This window comes from Deltaproteobacteria bacterium, from assembly GCA_020845895.1.
Classification (GTDB): Bacteria; Lernaellota; Lernaellaia; order JACKCT01; family JACKCT01; genus JADLEX01.
Genome location: JADLEX010000079.1, coordinates 1 through 15743, shown reverse-complemented (window position 1 = coordinate 15743; position 15743 = coordinate 1). Strand labels below are relative to the sequence as shown.

Below are 15743 nucleotides of genomic sequence, written 5' to 3'. Positions count from 1 at the left end.
GCGCTCGACCGGCCACGGCGATGAAACGGATCGCCTCGGATCGTCGTCCGAGACGGTGACGACCAAGAAAATTGCGACTCCGGCGCATCGGGAGGATGCGTCCGAAATTTCAATCGCGGAATTTGGGTTTGACATCCCGGTTATCCAAAAGATACAATCCACGTATTCAGGGCTTTGTCCCTCCTATGTTGATTTTCCCCGGGGCGGTGTGAATTTCGCGTCGCGGTTCGCGGGCCGCGACCGCCGTCAAGGAGTGCGCAATGAAGTCTGTGGTCGGTCGTCATCGAACAGCGATCTGGGTGTGGTTTGCGATCCTCGCCGTGATGTTTGCGACGATGGGTTCCGAATGCGGCGGCGGGGGCGACGAAGAGGCCGGCGGTCGTTCCGGGGATTCGGACGACGACGATGACGTTTACATTCCGCCGCCGGATGACGACGGATCGGACGACGATACGTCGGACGATGATGTCACCGACGACGACACGGCGGACGACGACACCGCCGACGACGACACGGCGGATGACGATACCACCGACGACGACACCACCGACGACGACACAACCGACGACGACACGACGGATGACGACACCGCCGACGACGACACGGGCGATGACGACACGGGAACCAGCCCGGCCGTCGTAATCAACACCCCGACCGAGGGCGGAGTTCTCGAAGAATATCTCGTGGACATCGACGCCGACGTGGCGAACGTCGTGTGGAATTCCACGGTCGTCGAGATGGACGGCACGGATATTTCCAACATGGTCAGCCGGACGGCGACCAAGGTGACCGGCAGCGTCGCCGTGGACGCCGGCGAGCACACGCTCACCATTACCGTCTTCGACTCGGTGACGGCGGCGCAGGCGTCCGACTCGGTTACGTTCAACATGGACATGGGCAAGATCATTATCCACGAGCCGACACCCGGTGCCGAGGTCTTCTCGCGCGACGTGCCGGTCAACGTCGAGTTCATCAACATCAATCAGAACACGATGCACCTGTATCTCGACGGCGTCGAACGCACGGGCGACTTGGGGATGGGCGGCGGGTTCATCACGGGCGAACTGCCCAACATCGAGGTCGGCGACCACATCATTCTCGTCGAGGGCACGCACCCCAACCACGTCACGCCGTCGAACCCGACGGGCAAGGTCAGCGCGAGCAGCTATTTCACGGTGACGGTTGTCGGGGCGCACATCCAAATGACGGCCACTCCCAACATGGTGCAGACGGGTGGGACCGTGGATGTCACTTACGCGGTTTACGATGACGACGGCGTGGATCGCACCGCCGAAGCCGACATGACGTGGAACGTGTCGCCGTTCAACTCGGTCGTCATCGACGAAGACGATCAGACGGTCAAATTCAACGCCCCGGGCGTGTTCGAGATCCAGCTTTCCACCGTCATCGACTCGACGCCGCTCCAGGCGTCCGCGTTCGTGTGGGTCGATGTTCAGCAGCCCGACCGCGTCGAGATCTTCCTGTCCACGAGCTTCGCCGACGCCGGGGAGACGGTGGACGCGTGGGGCGTCGCGTACAACGAGGACGACGACGAGATCTACGCCGAGATCCTGTTCGAGGTTTGGCCGAGCTACGGCGTGACGATCGATCAGGGCGACCCGGCGGAAATCACGGCGTTTCGCGCGGGTGACTTGACGGTGCGCGGCTACGTCGCGGGGACCGACGTCTTCGACGAGCAGATCCTGCACGTCAGCCCCGGTCCGCCGGTGAGCATCACGATCCAGTTCCCAAATCCGGTCATCGAAGAAGGCGACTTTGTACACCCCGAGGTCGTACTGCGCGATCAGTACGGCAATCGGGTGACGGACGTCGGCTACACGCTGGTCGTTTCGCCTCCGGGCACGTCCGAGGTCGATACGCCGGGACCGGGCGACATCACCTTCCCCGACTCGGGCTACTACCTCGTCAAGGCGACGGCCGATGCGCCGTTCTCCGGACTGTTCGCGCAGGCGGCCGTGTTGGTCGCCGACACGACGCCGCCCGACATCCGGCTCTACACGCCGGCGCGCGGCACGTGGACGACGAGCAGCACGATCTTCGTCTCCGGCATCGTCGAGGGATGCGATCCCGACGAGGACATCATCAAGATCACGCCCGATATCGATTTTCCATTCGGATTCAATCCGGATGAAAACTGCGAATTCGAGCGCGACCTCGACCTGACGACGGGTCTCAACATCTTCGACATCGACGTGCTGGAGGACGCTTCGTCGCTGCACACTCATCTGGGGCTCGGAGTGATGCAGGGATCGAAGCACGCCGATGGCCAGCTCGTGCCCGACGCGCTGCTGTTCCGCATGAACGAGCGCGGGTTCGATCAGCTCGAGGACATCCTCCTGCCGATCGTGAACACGTATATGGATCAGGTCCCCGCGATGATTTACGGGATGAACCCGATCTTCAATGAACGCGAAGAGCTGTGGGGCCTGGAGCTGTGGTCCGCCAAGGGTGAGGTCACGTTCGCCGACCTCGGCGCCGCATATCTCGACGTGGAGTCCTTCGAAAGCGGCCCCACAATTCACATGGGGGTGACAGGCTCGCCGGGCGTGCGCCTCGACTGGCGTATCCGCGGCGCGATTGCGGGGATCGGCTATTCGGTCAGCGGCCAGGTCACCATCGACTCGGTGGATGTCGACGCGCACGCCAACGTGTATGGTGATTCCGCGGGCCGGCTGGTCGTCGTGTCCGACCAGACGGATCTCACGCTCAACGGTCTCAACATCGACATCAACAACTTTCCCGACTTCATCGAGGGTCTCTTCAACGACATCATCGAATGGTTGATGGAGGTTCTCATCAACGACGCGCTCGCCGACCTGATCCCTGACCTGCTCAGCGATCTGCTCAGTCAGATCCCGCAGGGCTTCGACTTCAGCATCGGCGACGTGGATTTCGCCGCGAGCTACGGCATCGGCCAGATCGTGTGGGATCTCGACGGCGGTTCGTTCTACATGGATCTCAACTTCAACGCGTCCGATACCAGCGGCACAGTGCCGGACCACGGAGGATCGCTGAACACGCCGGGCATCGCCCCCGGCCCGTCGATTCTCAACGCCAACGTCCCGGGCACTTCCACGCCCTATGGGTTCGGAGTCGTGCTCTCCGACGACTTCCTCAACCGGTTGCTCTACGGCGTGTATCGCGCGGGTCTCATCTCCATCGACGCGTCCGACATCGCGGCGACCGATGATCTGGCCATGCAACTCATCTTCGCGGGCCTCGACAGCTACGGCGATTGCCCCTGCGACATCAGTGTGAACCTGCGTCCGCTGTTGCCTCCGGTGGCGCTGTTCGAGGATCCGACCATCGCGACGGCGACGGGCCTCGGGGTCGACATTCAGATCGGCGAACTGATGGTCGACTGGGTGATCGACAACGGCGGCGACCAGACGCTCTTCCTCCAGATGGCGGCCAACATCATTCTTCCTGCGGAGCTTTCCGTCACCGACGGCAATTTGCTCGAAGTGAGTTTCGGCACGCCCGAGATGCTTCTCACGGTCATCAGCGAACCGCTGGGCTTCGGTTGGGATACCGCGACGCTCACCGAGTTGGTGAATCAGCTTACGCCGCTCCTGATTCCCGTGCTCGGCGATCTCATCGGCGGCATCGAGATTCCGTCGTTCGACGATGTCGCGCTCGACATCCTCAGCGAGCAGGTCATCGGCCTCAACTACGACTACGGCGGCATCTTCGCCGACCTCGTCGTGGTCCCCTAAAATCCTGAATCGAGAATCTAAAGGGCCGGGGAAACCCGGCCCTTCGCATGTGTGAAGGATTCGTCGTGTGGCACAGCCGCCCTCGGCTGTGCTCGCCGCTGGTCGGCTATTTCGTCGACGTTCGAAAAATTTCCCGCGCGAACGCCATCGCCTCTTCGCGCGTGCGGATCGTCCCCGCGATCCGCTCCCGCGTAATGCCCGCAAGGGCGCGGCCGATCTGCGGTCCCTTCGGCACGCCGAGTTCGTTCATCAGGTCATGACCCGTGACGAGCGGACTGGCCAGCACGGGCTCCACAAACTCGCGATGTGCCGCGCGAAGCCGCGCAAGCCATTCTTCAGCTCCCGCCTCGCCGTTCGCGAGTTGCTCCGCCATGTCGAGACGCGCGACGGCGAGCCACGCCTCTCCGGTTTCCATCCAGTAGTCCGCCAGCGCTCCGCGCTCGTCCTCGCCCCCGGCGATACGGGCACGCATTCGCGCGGGCGCGTCGCGGTGGTCAACGATCGCCTCCACCGCCCGGCGAATGCTCTTCGGCGCATTGAGATTGTCTGCGATCGCCGACGTACCCCGTCTTTGGTCAAGGGCCGCGAGTTTCAGGGTCACGGCGTCGTCGAAAGCGTTCTTCGTTTTTTCGTGGATCGCTCCATCCCGCTCCAGCCGGCCGACGACGTGCATCGCGACGTCGAAATCGAGATCGACGACAAAAAAAACCTCGGCGAGCACGCCATCGTCAAACGCCATGCGCAGCGCCCGCGCCGAACGCGGCGTCGCCAGCAGCCGCCGGGTTTCTTCCCAGATGCGCTCCCGCGCCACGCCGCGCAGCGCACCGCCGACTCGCGTGCACCATGTTCGCGTTTCGCGATCGATGTCGAAGGCGAGTTCGGCGGCGAATCGATACACGCGCAGCGCCCGCAGGGGATCGGCCTCGAAACTCGCGAGCGACGTGCCGCGCACGACGCGGGCGTCGAGATCGCCGAGGCCGCCGGTTTCGTCGATCACTTCGCCATCGCCGCCGAGCCGGGCGGCAAGCGCGTTGATCGTCAGATCCCGCGCGCGCAGATCTCCATCCAGCGTCTCGTCACGAAGTCGCGTGAGGTCGTACTCGATGCCGCCATGCACCACGCGATATGTCGGCGGATCGTCGTACAGGTGCACTACGGTCGCACGCGCCGCCCGTCCGACCGACGTCGCGATTTTCGCGGGATCGCCGTCCGTGACGAGATCCGCGTCGCGCGTTTCACGCCCCAGCAACGCGTCTCGTACCACGCCGCCCACCAGCCACACGCACGCATCGGCGTCGCGCGCGGCAGTCGCGAAATCGCGCAGCAACGGGAAACGTTCCAGCGCGGCGGGAAGATCGATGGTACGCATGACGATTTGGTCTAAAACAGCGCGCGGGCCGCGCCGCCGTCCACGGCGATGCTCACGCCCGTGATGAACGATGCGCGCTCCGACACGAGAAACGCCACGAGCGCGGAAACCTCTTCTGGGGTCGCCATCCGCCCCACGGGCGTGTCGCGAATCAGCCGCGCGGCCGCGCCGTCGCCCTCGGGCTTCATATCGATCGTCGCGTCGCCGCCGAGCAGTTCGCGCATCCGGTCGGTCAGCACGATGCCCGGGCAGACGTTGTTGACCGTCACGCCGCGCGCGGCGACCTCGGTCGCGACGGTCTTGGCGAACCCGATTAGCCCCGTGCGCGCGGTGTTGCTCAGGATCAATCCGATCACCGGCTGCTTCACGGCGATCGACGTGATGTTCACGATGCGCCCCCAGCCGCGCCGGATCATGCCGGGCAGGACGAGGTGCGTCATGTCGATGGATGACAGCATCGAGAGTTCCACCGCCGAACGATAAGCGTCGAGGTCGAACTGCGTCCACGATCCCGGCGGCGGACCGCCGGCGTTGTTCACGAGGATGTCCACGCGCCCGAATCGGCGGATCGCCGAGTCGAACAGGCGGCGGCGGTCGTCAGCGCTCGTCATGTCGGCGACGATCGACTCGACTTCGACGCCGAGCGCGCGAGCCTCGTCCGCCGTTTGCGCGAGCCGCTGCTCGCCGCGCGCGCAGATCACCAGATTCGCGCCCTCCGCGGCGAACTCCAGCGCGCACGCGCGGCCCATTCCCTTGCTCGCCGCGCACACGAGCGCGGTTTTCCCCTTCAAACCCAGATCCATTTTCAACTCCAGATGCGGTACGTCGCACGATAGCGCATTTTTCCGTCGCCGGTCACTCGCAGCGGCAAACGGATTCTCGCGCACCCTGCCCTGACGCGGCGCATAGAATTTTCCGTTGACAAGTCGACGCGGGGGGACTAAATATCGGCCATATCGGACTAAAACAGTCCTGTATTGGTTCACGACGCGGCTTGGGCAACGCCAAATGCTGAGAATCACAAGACAAACCGACTACGGCATCGTCCTGCTGACGCAGTACGTCGGGCAGGCGCCCGGCGCGAGTTTTGCGGCAAAGGATCTCGCGTCGCTCACGCGGTTGCCGGTGCCGATGGTCAGCAAGATCCTGAAATTGCTGGCAAAAGACGGTTTGCTGGAGTCGCAGCGCGGGGCGAAGGGCGGCTACAGCCTCGCCGTTCCTCCCACGGACATCAGCGTGGCGCGCGTGATCGCGGCGCTCGAAGGCCCCATCTCGATGACGCACTGCGTCTCGGTGGACGACCGGGGGCGCGAGAGCGAGTGCGAGAACACGCAGCACTGCCCGGTGCGTCCCAATTGGCAGCGGATCAATCAGGTGGTCCAGGACGCGCTGGCGCGGGTGACGATCGCCGAGATGGTGGGGGACGGGGCGAACTGCGGCCCGACGGCGAATTTTTTGAAAGCGCTGGAGCAACTGTCCGAGGCGCACGCCTCGTAAAGAAGCACGGCGGCCATACGCGCGGGAGAGACCATGTCGAGTCCAACCGATGTCATCCAGGAACGGATCAGCCAGGAATACAAGTGGGGCTTCGTCAGCGACGTCGAGGCGGACCAGTTCCCGCCGGGGCTGAACGAAGATGTGGTTCGGCTGATTTCGAAGAAAAAAGGCGAGCCCGAATTCCTGCTCAACTACCGCCTGAAGGCATATCGCGCGTGGCTCAAGATGGAGCAGCCCGACTGGGCGCATCTGCGCATCGCGCCGATCGACTATCAGGCGATCTCCTATTTTTCCGCCCCCAAGGGCATGGGCGATGCGGACAAGCCGAAGAGTCTCGAGGACATCGATCCCGAAATCCGGCGCACCTACGACAAGCTCGGCATCTCACTCGTCGAACAGATGCGCCTTTCGGGGATCGCCGTGGACGCGGTTTTCGACAGCGTCAGCGTGGCGACGACCTTTCGCGACAAGCTGATGGAGCTGGGCATCATCTTTTGCTCGTTCTCCGAGGCGGTGTTGGAGCACCCTGATCTCGTGGAGAAGTACCTGGGCTCCGTCGTTCCCATCCACGACAACTACTTCGCCGCGCTCAACTCGGCGGTCTTTTCCGACGGCTCGTTCTGCTTCATTCCCAAGGGCGTGCGCTGCCCCATGGAACTGTCCACGTATTTCCGCATCAACGCGGCGAACACGGGACAGTTCGAACGCACGCTGCTCGTCGCCGACGAGGGGGCGACGGTCAGCTATCTGGAAGGCTGCACCGCGCCGATGCGCGACGAGAACCAGCTCCACGCGGCGGTCGTCGAACTCGTGGCGCTGCCCGGGGCCACGATCAAGTATTCGACCGTGCAGAACTGGTATCCCGGCGACAAGGACGGCAAGGGCGGCATTTACAACTTCGTGACCAACCGCGGCAAGGCGTTCGAGTGCGCGAAGATCTCGTGGACGCAGGTGGAGACCGGCTCCGCGATCACGTGGAAGTACCCGAGCTGCATTCTGCAGGGCGACAACTCGGTGGGCGAGTTTTACTCGGTCGCCCTCGCGAACAATCGCCAGCAGGCCGATACCGGGACGAAGATGGTGCACGTCGGCCGCAACACGAAGAGCACGATCGTCTCGAAGGGCATCTCGGCGGGATTCGGTCAGAACACCTATCGCGGGCAGGTCTTCATCGCGAAGGGCGCCGAAAACGCGCGCAACTATTCGCAGTGCGACTCGCTGCTGATCGGCGACAAGTGCGGCGCGCACACGTTTCCGTACATCGACGTGTCGAATCCCTCGGGGCAGGTGGAGCACGAGGCCACCACGTCGAAGATCAGCGAGGATCAGATTTTCTATCTGCGGCAGCGGGGTCTATCGACCGAGGATGCGGTGGGCCTGATCGTCAATGGATTCTGCAAGGAAGTCTTCCGCGAGCTGCCGATGGAGTTCGCGGTCGAAGCGCAAAAACTGCTCGGCGTGAGCCTCGAGGGCAGCGTCGGCTGAACGGAATTTGCACGCGCGCGCCGGGCGGGTCACTCCCGCGCGCATGAAGGGGAAGGACGATTCGATGCTCGAGATCCGGAATCTGCACGCCGAGGTGGCGGGGCGAAAAATTCTGAAGGGCGTGAACCTGACCGTGAAGCCGGGAGAGGTGCACGCGATCATGGGGCCGAACGGCACGGGCAAAAGCACGCTGGCCCAGGTGCTCGCCGGGCGCGAGACTTACACCGTTACCGAGGGCGAGGTGCGCTTCCACGGCACTGACCTGCTGGAACTCGCCACGGAGGAGCGCGCCCGCGAGGGCCTGTTCATGGCGTTCCAGTATCCCGTCGAGATTCCGGGGGTTTCAACCTCGTACTTCCTCAAAAACGCGCTCAACGCGGTGCGCCGCCACAAAGGGCTTGAGGAACTCGACGCCGCGGATTTCCTCGTGCTCGTCAAGGAGAAAATGAAGATGCTCGACATGGATTCGAGCTTCTTGTCCCGCGCGGTCAACCAGGGATTTTCCGGCGGCGAAAAGAAGCGCAACGACATCTTTCAGATGAGCGTTTTGGAACCCAGCCTCGCGATTCTCGACGAGACCGACTCGGGGCTCGACATCGACGCGCTGCGCATCGTCGCCGCGGGCGTGAACCAGATGCGCGGTCCGGATCGCGCCATCGTCGTCATCACGCACTATCAGCGTCTGCTCAACTACATCGAGCCCGACGTCGTTCACGTCATGGTGGACGGTCGAATCCAGCGCTCGGGCGGACCGGAACTCGCCCATGAGCTGGAAGAAAAGGGTTACGCGTGGATCGAAAACGGCGCGGCCGCGCCGGCGGCGTCGTGAGGTCCTCATGAACGCGCTCGATCGATTTCAGGATTCGTATCCGCGCCTCAAGGGTCTCGTCGCCGCCCGCGAGCCGGGTTGGGCGCAGAACCGGCGCGACGCGGGGTTCGAGGTGTTTTCGTCTCTCGGATTTCCGACGAAGCGCATTGAGGAGTGGCGGCACACCAACGTGGACGTCATCGCAAAATCGGACTTCACGCCGCCCGAGCACCCGCTATCCGTCGGTGCGCCGGACGCGCTGGTCGCCTCCGCCCTGCTCGGCGGATTCGAGGCCCATCGGCTCGTCTTCGTGAACGGACGATTCTCCGCGGAGCTGTCGGATGCGTCCGGGCTTCCCCGCGGCGTGCGTCTCGTGAACCTCGCGTCGGCGATCGATGGCGACGATCCCTTCACGGCCGAGGCGCTGGGCCGCCTGATCGATCTGCGGACCGCTCCGTTTCCCGCGCTCAACTCCGCATTCATGACCGACGGCGCGCTGCTGGCGATCGACGCGGGCGTTCAGGTCGAGCGGCCGATTCACATCGTGTTTCTCGCGCACTTCGACGGCGGTCCGGCAGCGATTTTCCCGCGCAACCTGATTGTCGCGGGCGAGGGCGCGACGGCCACAATTGTGGAGAGCTACGAGGGCACGGGCGGCGGGTATTTCACGAACGCCGTCTCGGAGATCACCATCGGCGCGGGCGCGAATGTCGATCACTATCGCCTGCAGCGCGAAAGCCATGACGCGTTTCACGTCTCGCTCACGCAGGTCGATCAGGGCGCTGGCAGCGTGTACGCCAATCATTCGCTGTCGCTGGGCGGGCGGCTCGTGCGCAACGACATCAACGCCATGATGGGCGGCGATCGCATCGAGACGTATCTGAACGGTCTGTTTGTCGCCGACGGACAGCGCCATGTCGATCATCACACGCAGGTCGATCACGCCCAACCGAACGGTCACAGCAACGAGAAGTACAAGGGCATTTTGGGCGGGCGCGCGACGGGCGTGTTCCGCGGGCGCATCCACGTGCATCCCGATGCGCAAAAGACAGACGCGTACCAGAACAACAAGAATCTGCTGCTCACCCGCGACGCGACGGTGCACACCAAGCCGCAGCTCGAGATCTACGCCGACGACGTGAAGTGCTCGCACGGCGCGACCGTGGGGCAACTCGACGAGGAAGCGATCTTCTATCTTCGCTCGCGGGGCGTGGGGAGAAATGACGCGCGGATGATTCTCGTGCGCGCGTTCGCGGGCGAGATTCTCGCGAACATCAAGGTCGCCGCGCTGCGCGAGCACCTGGAATCGTCGATGGAACAATGGATGCCGATCGACCAAACCGTGGAGAGGGCATGACCGCCGCCACACGATACGTGGAGCCCGAACGGATGGGCTCGCCCGCGCCCAGGCTCGATGTCGAGGCGATTCGCCGCGATTTTCCGATCCTCGCGCGACAGGTGCATGGAAAGCCGCTCGTTTATCTCGACAACGCCGCCAGCACGCAAAAGCCCCACTTGGTTCTCGAGGCGACAAACACTTTTCTCGAAACGGAATACGCCAACGTGCACCGGGGCGTGCACTGGCTCTCCGAGCAGTCTACGTGGAAATACGAACACGCGCGCGGACGCGTGGCGCGGTTTATCAACGCACCGAACCCCACCGATGTGGTGTTCGTGAAGGGCACGACCGACGCGGTGAATCTCGTCGCGTCGTCGTTCGGCGCGGCGTTCATCCGCGAGGGCGATGAGATTCTCATCACGCACATGGAGCACCACAGCAACATCGTGCCGTGGCAGCTTCTGTGCGAGCGGACCGGCGCGAAACTCGTTGTCGCGCCCATCGACGACCGGGGCGAGTTGATCTGGCCGGAGTTCGAAAAGCGGATCACCAAGCGCACGAAGATCGTTTCGGTGGTTCATGTTTCCAACGCCCTCGGAACCGTGAACCCCGTGCGCGACATCGTGCACGCGGCGCATTCGCGCGGCGTTCCCGTCTTCATCGACGGCGCGCAGGCGATCATGCACATGAAGGTGGACGTGCAGGATCTCGAATGCGACTTCTACGCGTTCTCGGCGCACAAGCTCTACGGGCCGACGGGCCTTGGCGCGCTGTACGGAAAAAAGGAGTGGTGGGAGAAACTGCCGCCATATCAGGGCGGCGGCGACATGATCCTGAACGTCACCTTCGAAAAGACGACCTACGCCAAGGCGCCGTTCCGGTTCGAAGCGGGGACGCCGCACATCGCCGGCGCGGTGGGGCTTTCCGCCGCGATCGATTACGTGGAAAATCTCGGATGGGACGCGATCGAGCCCTACGAGCGAGACCTGCTCGACTACGCAACGGAGCGGATCGGCGAGATCGACCGCGTGCGCATCATCGGCACGGCGCGCGAGAAGGCGGGCGTGATTTCCTTCGTGATGGACGGCGTGCATCCGCACGACATCGGCACCATCCTCGATCGCGAGGGCATCGCGGTGCGCGTGGGGCATCACTGTGCGCAGCCGGTCATGGAGCGATTCGGCGTTCCCGCGACGGCGCGGGCGTCGTTCGCATTTTACAATACCCGCGCCGAGATCGACCGGCTGGTCGAGGGAATCGTGCGCATACGCGAGGTTTTCGGCTGATGTCGGAGTTGTCGGACCTGTACCAGGACGTCATTCTCGATCACAACAGAAGTCCGCGGAATTTCCGTGTCCTCGCGGATGCGAATCACCGCGCGGACGGTTTCAATCCGCTGTGCGGCGACAAGGTCACCGTGTTTCTGAAGCTCGACGGCGACCGGATCGCGGACGTGAGCTTTCAGGGATCGGGCTGCGCGATATCCACCGCATCCGCCTCGCTCGCGACGGCGGCGCTCAAGGGCAAGACGATCGCCGAGGCCGATGCGCTGTTCGCGCTGTTTCACGACATGGTGACCTCCGATCCGACCGCCGAAGCCCATGTCGACGGGCTCGGCAAGCTGGCCGCGTTCGCCGGCGTTCGCGAATTTCCCACGCGGATCAAGTGCGCCACGCTGGTCTGGCACACGCTCAAATCCGCGATGAAAGACGAATCCGAAGTCGTGACGACGGAGTGAGGAAACGACCATGATGGATGAACTCAAGGACAAAATCGTCGAGTCGTTGCGGACCTGCTACGACCCGGAAATTCCGGTCAACATTTACGACCTCGGCCTCATCTACGACATCGACGTCGACCCGAGCGGCGCGGTGGACGTGAAGATGACGCTCACCTCGCCCGCGTGCCCCGTGGCCGGCACGCTGCCGCCCGAGGTCGAGTGCAAGGTGCGCGAGGTCGATGGCGTCGTCGCCGCGCGCGTCGAGGTCGTCTGGGACCCGCCGTGGGAGCCCGCAATGATGACCGAGGCCGCCAAGCTCGAACTCAACATGATGTAGGGCGAGGCCGAAGCGGGCACACCATCCGCTTGTTTTTTCCCGATGACGAAATCAAAATCCCATCCCCCCGGCGCGCCGCCGCGCCGCGTTTGGCACATTGTCCCCGGAGACGCCATGATTATCACGCACACGTCCAAGGTCCGGTCGATCCGGTGGCACACCGACGACATCTTCGAAGTCGCGATCGACCGGCTCGATTTGCCGTTCACGCCTGGCATGGCGATCAGCGTCCTCGGACCCGACGGCAAGACGGTGCGTTCGTTCAGTCTGTCGTCGGGGACGCAGGAACCGGAGTTTCGCTCCCTCATCAAACTGGTGCCGGGCGGCAAGGTCTCGCCGTGGATCGCCGAGCACAAGAACGGCGAGGAGATCCAGTTTCGCGGCCCCTTCGGCATGTTCAAGCCGGGGCAGCACAAGACACCCGATCCGTGGATCTACATCTGCACGGGCACGGGCGTCACGCCGCTGCTGTCGGCGTTTCACAGCCGCATCGAACATCCTCCCGCGCAGGTGCTGTACGGCGTGAAACGCATCGAGGACGCGGTCTATCATCGCGAACTGGCCGAGTGGTGCGACGTGCGCATGGCGATCTCGCGCGATCCGCGGACGGAATTCCATCACGGGCGCGTGACGGATTTTCTGGACGAGATGCCGCGCACGCCGGAAACGTATTATTACCTGTGCGGCTTGGACGCGATGATGTACGACGTGATCGACTGGCTCCACGACCACGGGGTGGACAAGGAGCACATCAAGACCGAGGTGTTCTTCAAGGCGCCTCGTAAAAAGCCCGGCGAGGCCGAGGCCGAAATGGCGTGACCGCCCGTCGCGGTCCGCGGGAGCGTTCCGCGAACGGAAATACCCGAGAAAATCTGGTCGTTTGTGCGCGTGGACGGTCCCGATTTGGGGCCGTTTTTCGTTGACATCGCGGGGGGCGTGGTGTAAATCCGGCTTCGCGCGGCGCCTGCCGCGTCTTCCGACTTCCGGTTCCAATCTCGCTTTCCAAGGGGAACGCCAATCATGCCGACGATCTTCATTCCAAAAGAAGTGCGTCCGGGCGAGACGCGTGTCGCCGCGGTGCCCGAGACCGTCAAGAGGATGGTCAAGGACGGGTTCACGATTCAGATCGAGTCCGGCGCGGGGCTCGGATCCTCCATTCCCGACAAGGACTTCGTCGACGTGGGCGCCTCGATCGTGACCGACGTCGTCGCGGCTTACGCCAACGCCGATGTGGTGCTCAAGTTCCATCCGCCCGCCTTTCACGAAGGGGCTCATGCATTCGAGGCCGACTTGCCCCGCGAAGGCGCGATTCTCATCAGCTACCTGTGGGGACGGGAAAATATCGAGACCGTGAAGACTCTGGCGCGGCGCAAGATCACGGCGTTCGCGCTCGATCTGCTGCCCCGCATTACCCGCGCGCAGAAGATGGATGCGCTGTCCTCGCAGGCGAATCTGGCCGGCTATAAAGCCGTGCTGGTCGCCGCCGAAAAGCTGGGCCGGATTTTTCCGCTCATGATGACCCCGGCCGGCACGCTCAAACCCGCCAAGGTCGTCATCATGGGCGCGGGCGTCGCGGGATTGCAGGCGATCGCCACGGCGAAGCGCCTCGGCGCCGTCGTCGAGGTGTCCGATGTTCGTCCGGCGGTGAAGGAGCAGGTCGAGTCGCTCGGCGGCAAGTTCATCGACGTGCCCACCGACGCCTCGATGCAGGATTCCGGCGGCTACGCCCGAGAGGCGTCGGCCGAGTTTCTGAAGAAGCAGCAGGAGATCGTCCGGGCCCACGTGGTGGCGGCCGATGTCATCATCACCACGGCGCTCGTGCCGGGCAAGCCCGCGCCGAAGCTCATCACCGACGACATGGTGGCCGACATGCACGCCGGCACCGTCATCGTCGATCTCGCGGCCGAGCGCGGCGGCAACTGCACGCTCACCAAACCCGGCGAGACGATCGTCCGCGGCGGCGTCACCATCATCGGAACGCTCAACCTCGCCGCGACCGTGCCGACGCACGCGAGCGACATGTACGCCAAGAACCTGATGGGCGTCGTCCAGAATATCTACAAGAAAGCCGAGCTCAACCTGAGCTTCGAGGACGAAATCAACGCCGGCGCCATCGTCACGCACGGGGGCGAGATTCGGATTCCGGCGATCGCCGAACTCGTCGGCGGGGGAGGGAAAGCCTGATGTTCACGCACATGCTGCTTCCGTACATGGTCGTGCTGGCCGATGGGCCGCAGACCTCGGCGCTGCATCCGCTCATGGTCGGCCTCTACATCTTCGTGCTGGCGACCTTCCTGGGCTTCGAGGTTATCAACAAGGTGCCGCCGACGCTGCACACACCGCTGATGTCGGGTTCCAACGCCATCTCGGGCATCACGGTTGTCGGGTCGCTCTTTTCGGCCCGGTGGTTCAAATTCGACGCCGCGCACATTCTCGGTTTCCTCGCCGTCGGCTTCGCGATGATCAACGTCGTGGGCGGCTACCTGGTCACCGACCGCATGCTGCGCATGTTCCGGAAAGCCTGAGGGGTCGATCATGAATTGGCTTGTGCACATTCTCTATATCGTCGCGTCGATCACGTTTATCGTCGGCCTCAAGATGATGTCGCGCGTGAAGACCTCGCGAAACGGCAACATCATCTCGGCGGCGGGCATGACGCTCGCCATCATCGGGTCGCTGCTCGACATCGGCAAATTCGATCCGCACTTCATCGTGGCGGCCATCATCATCGGCGGCGGCGTCGGCGCGTACTACGCGCTGACGGTCCAGATGACGCAGATGCCGCAATTCGTCGCCCTGTTCAACGGCTTCGGCGGCCTTGCGTCGCTACTGGTCGCCACGTCGTTCTTCTTCGAGGAAGCATTCCACGGGCACACGACGGTGGCCGCCGCCACGCGTCTCGATGTGGCCGTGACGGTCGCGGCGTCGGTGTTCGTCGGTGCGGTCACGTTTACCGGATCGATGGTCGCCTACGCCAAGCTCGAGGGCAGCATTTTCGGCCGCAAGGTCAAGGAGCAGCCGATCCTGTTCAAGGGTCAGCACATGCTCAATCTGGTGATGGCGCTCGGCGTGCTCGGTCTTTCGTACCTTTCGTGCTTCTGGTTCGAGATGCCGTTCATGAAGTTCTTCTTCATCCTCGCGCTCGCGGCGGTGGCGCTGGTCATGGGCGTTTCGCTCACGATCCCCATCGGCGGCGCGGACATGCCCGTCGTGATCTGCCTGCTCAACAGCTACTCGGGCATCGCGGGCATGCTCACGGGCTTCGTCATCGAGAACAATCTGCTGATCGTCGCGGGTTCGCTGGTCGGCGCGAGCGGCATCATTCTCTCGATCATCATGTGCAAGGCGATGAACCGCTCGTTTGCGAATGTGTTCTTCGGCGGGTTCGGCGCGACGGCCGGCGCGCAGGCCTCTGGCAAGAAAGGCACTGCGAAATCGCTCACACCGGAAG

General features: G+C 63.6%; 14 protein-coding genes. 12 read left to right on the top strand and 2 right to left on the bottom strand.

The genetic code is table 11. The features are described 5' to 3' along the window. Positions 1-260 precede the first annotated feature (260 nt). Positions 261-3737 (top strand): hypothetical protein, encoded by a 3477-nt coding sequence (locus IT350_10790; protein MCC6158527.1) that lies wholly within the window; start codon positions 261-263, stop codon positions 3735-3737. A 106-nt stretch (positions 3738-3843) separates the two neighbouring features. Here IT350_10790 and IT350_10785 read toward each other — a convergent pair whose 3' ends face one another. Together IT350_10785 and IT350_10780 are read right to left on the bottom strand one after the other, a co-directional pair. Further along, complete coding sequence (locus tag IT350_10785) at positions 3844-5106, bottom strand: CCA tRNA nucleotidyltransferase (GenBank protein MCC6158526.1); 1263 nt, start codon at positions 5104-5106, stop codon at positions 3844-3846. A gap of 11 nt (positions 5107-5117) precedes the next feature. Continuing rightward, complete coding sequence (locus IT350_10780; GenBank protein ID MCC6158525.1) at positions 5118-5909, bottom strand: SDR family oxidoreductase; 792 nt, start codon at positions 5907-5909, stop codon at positions 5118-5120. Between the two features lie 205 nt (positions 5910-6114). On the opposite strand from IT350_10780, the gene IT350_10775 reads away from it, so the two are divergent. The 11 genes from IT350_10775 to IT350_10725 all read left to right on the top strand — a co-directional run. Further along, on the top strand, positions 6115-6603 hold the full coding sequence (locus tag IT350_10775) for an SUF system Fe-S cluster assembly regulator (protein MCC6158524.1): 489 nt from the start codon (positions 6115-6117) through the stop codon (positions 6601-6603). 33 nt (positions 6604-6636) lie between these two features. Further along, positions 6637-8088 carry a Fe-S cluster assembly protein SufB gene (gene sufB / locus IT350_10770; GenBank protein MCC6158523.1) on the top strand — a complete coding sequence of 484 codons (1452 nt, stop codon included), beginning with the start codon at positions 6637-6639 and terminating at the stop codon, positions 8086-8088. Positions 8089-8152: 64 nt separating this feature from the next. Then, positions 8153-8917 carry a Fe-S cluster assembly ATPase SufC gene (gene sufC, locus IT350_10765; GenBank protein ID MCC6158522.1) on the top strand — a complete coding sequence of 255 codons (765 nt, stop codon included), beginning with the start codon at positions 8153-8155 and terminating at the stop codon, positions 8915-8917. Positions 8918-8924: 7 nt separating this feature from the next. Next, positions 8925-10253, top strand: coding sequence for a Fe-S cluster assembly protein SufD (sufD, locus tag IT350_10760; GenBank protein ID MCC6158521.1), 1329 nt, complete (start codon positions 8925-8927; stop codon positions 10251-10253). A gap of 32 nt (positions 10254-10285) precedes the next feature. After that, positions 10286-11521 carry a cysteine desulfurase gene (locus IT350_10755; GenBank protein ID MCC6158520.1) on the top strand — a complete coding sequence of 412 codons (1236 nt, stop codon included), beginning with the start codon at positions 10286-10288 and terminating at the stop codon, positions 11519-11521. Beyond that, on the top strand, positions 11521-11973 hold the full coding sequence (locus tag IT350_10750; protein MCC6158519.1) for an SUF system NifU family Fe-S cluster assembly protein: 453 nt from the start codon (positions 11521-11523) through the stop codon (positions 11971-11973). The genes IT350_10755 and IT350_10750 overlap by 1 nt, the downstream gene beginning before the upstream one ends. Positions 11974-11986: 13 nt before the next feature. After that, positions 11987-12292 (top strand): SUF system Fe-S cluster assembly protein, encoded by a 306-nt coding sequence (locus tag IT350_10745; protein ID MCC6158518.1) that lies wholly within the window; start codon positions 11987-11989, stop codon positions 12290-12292. 114 nt (positions 12293-12406) lie between these two features. Next, positions 12407-13111: an FAD-dependent oxidoreductase gene (locus IT350_10740; GenBank protein ID MCC6158517.1), complete on the top strand. Its 705-nt coding sequence runs from the start codon at positions 12407-12409 to the stop codon at positions 13109-13111. A 201-nt stretch (positions 13112-13312) separates the two neighbouring features. Beyond that, positions 13313-14476, top strand: a complete 1164-nt coding sequence (locus IT350_10735; protein MCC6158516.1) for a Re/Si-specific NAD(P)(+) transhydrogenase subunit alpha — start codon at positions 13313-13315, stop codon at positions 14474-14476. A 26-nt stretch (positions 14477-14502) separates the two neighbouring features. Beyond that, positions 14503-14817, top strand: a complete 315-nt coding sequence (locus IT350_10730) for an NAD(P) transhydrogenase subunit alpha (protein ID MCC6158515.1) — start codon at positions 14503-14505, stop codon at positions 14815-14817. A 10-nt stretch (positions 14818-14827) separates the two neighbouring features. Further along, the coding region (locus tag IT350_10725) for an NAD(P)(+) transhydrogenase (Re/Si-specific) subunit beta (GenBank protein MCC6158514.1) at positions 14828-15743 on the top strand (916 nt) is incomplete at its 3' end.

Coding starts and splice junctions, on each gene's coding strand:
- sufD (MCC6158521.1), top strand. CDS start 8,925: ATGAACGCGCTCGATCGATTTCAGGATTCGTATCCGCGCCTCAAGGGT.
- IT350_10755 (MCC6158520.1), top strand. CDS start 10,286: ATGGGCTCGCCCGCGCCCAGGCTCGATGTCGAGGCGATTCGCCGCGAT.
- sufC (MCC6158522.1), top strand. CDS start 8,153: ATGCTCGAGATCCGGAATCTGCACGCCGAGGTGGCGGGGCGAAAAATT.
- IT350_10775 (MCC6158524.1), top strand. CDS start 6,115: ATGCTGAGAATCACAAGACAAACCGACTACGGCATCGTCCTGCTGACG.
- IT350_10740 (MCC6158517.1), top strand. CDS start 12,407: ATGATTATCACGCACACGTCCAAGGTCCGGTCGATCCGGTGGCACACC.
- IT350_10745 (MCC6158518.1), top strand. CDS start 11,987: ATGGATGAACTCAAGGACAAAATCGTCGAGTCGTTGCGGACCTGCTAC.
- IT350_10750 (MCC6158519.1), top strand. CDS start 11,521: ATGTCGGAGTTGTCGGACCTGTACCAGGACGTCATTCTCGATCACAAC.
- IT350_10730 (MCC6158515.1), top strand. CDS start 14,503: ATGGTCGTGCTGGCCGATGGGCCGCAGACCTCGGCGCTGCATCCGCTC.
- IT350_10780 (MCC6158525.1), bottom strand. CDS start 5,909: ATGGATCTGGGTTTGAAGGGGAAAACCGCGCTCGTGTGCGCGGCGAGC.
- sufB (MCC6158523.1), top strand. CDS start 6,637: ATGTCGAGTCCAACCGATGTCATCCAGGAACGGATCAGCCAGGAATAC.
- IT350_10735 (MCC6158516.1), top strand. CDS start 13,313: ATGCCGACGATCTTCATTCCAAAAGAAGTGCGTCCGGGCGAGACGCGT.
- IT350_10790 (MCC6158527.1), top strand. CDS start 261: ATGAAGTCTGTGGTCGGTCGTCATCGAACAGCGATCTGGGTGTGGTTT.
- IT350_10785 (MCC6158526.1), bottom strand. CDS start 5,106: ATGCGTACCATCGATCTTCCCGCCGCGCTGGAACGTTTCCCGTTGCTG.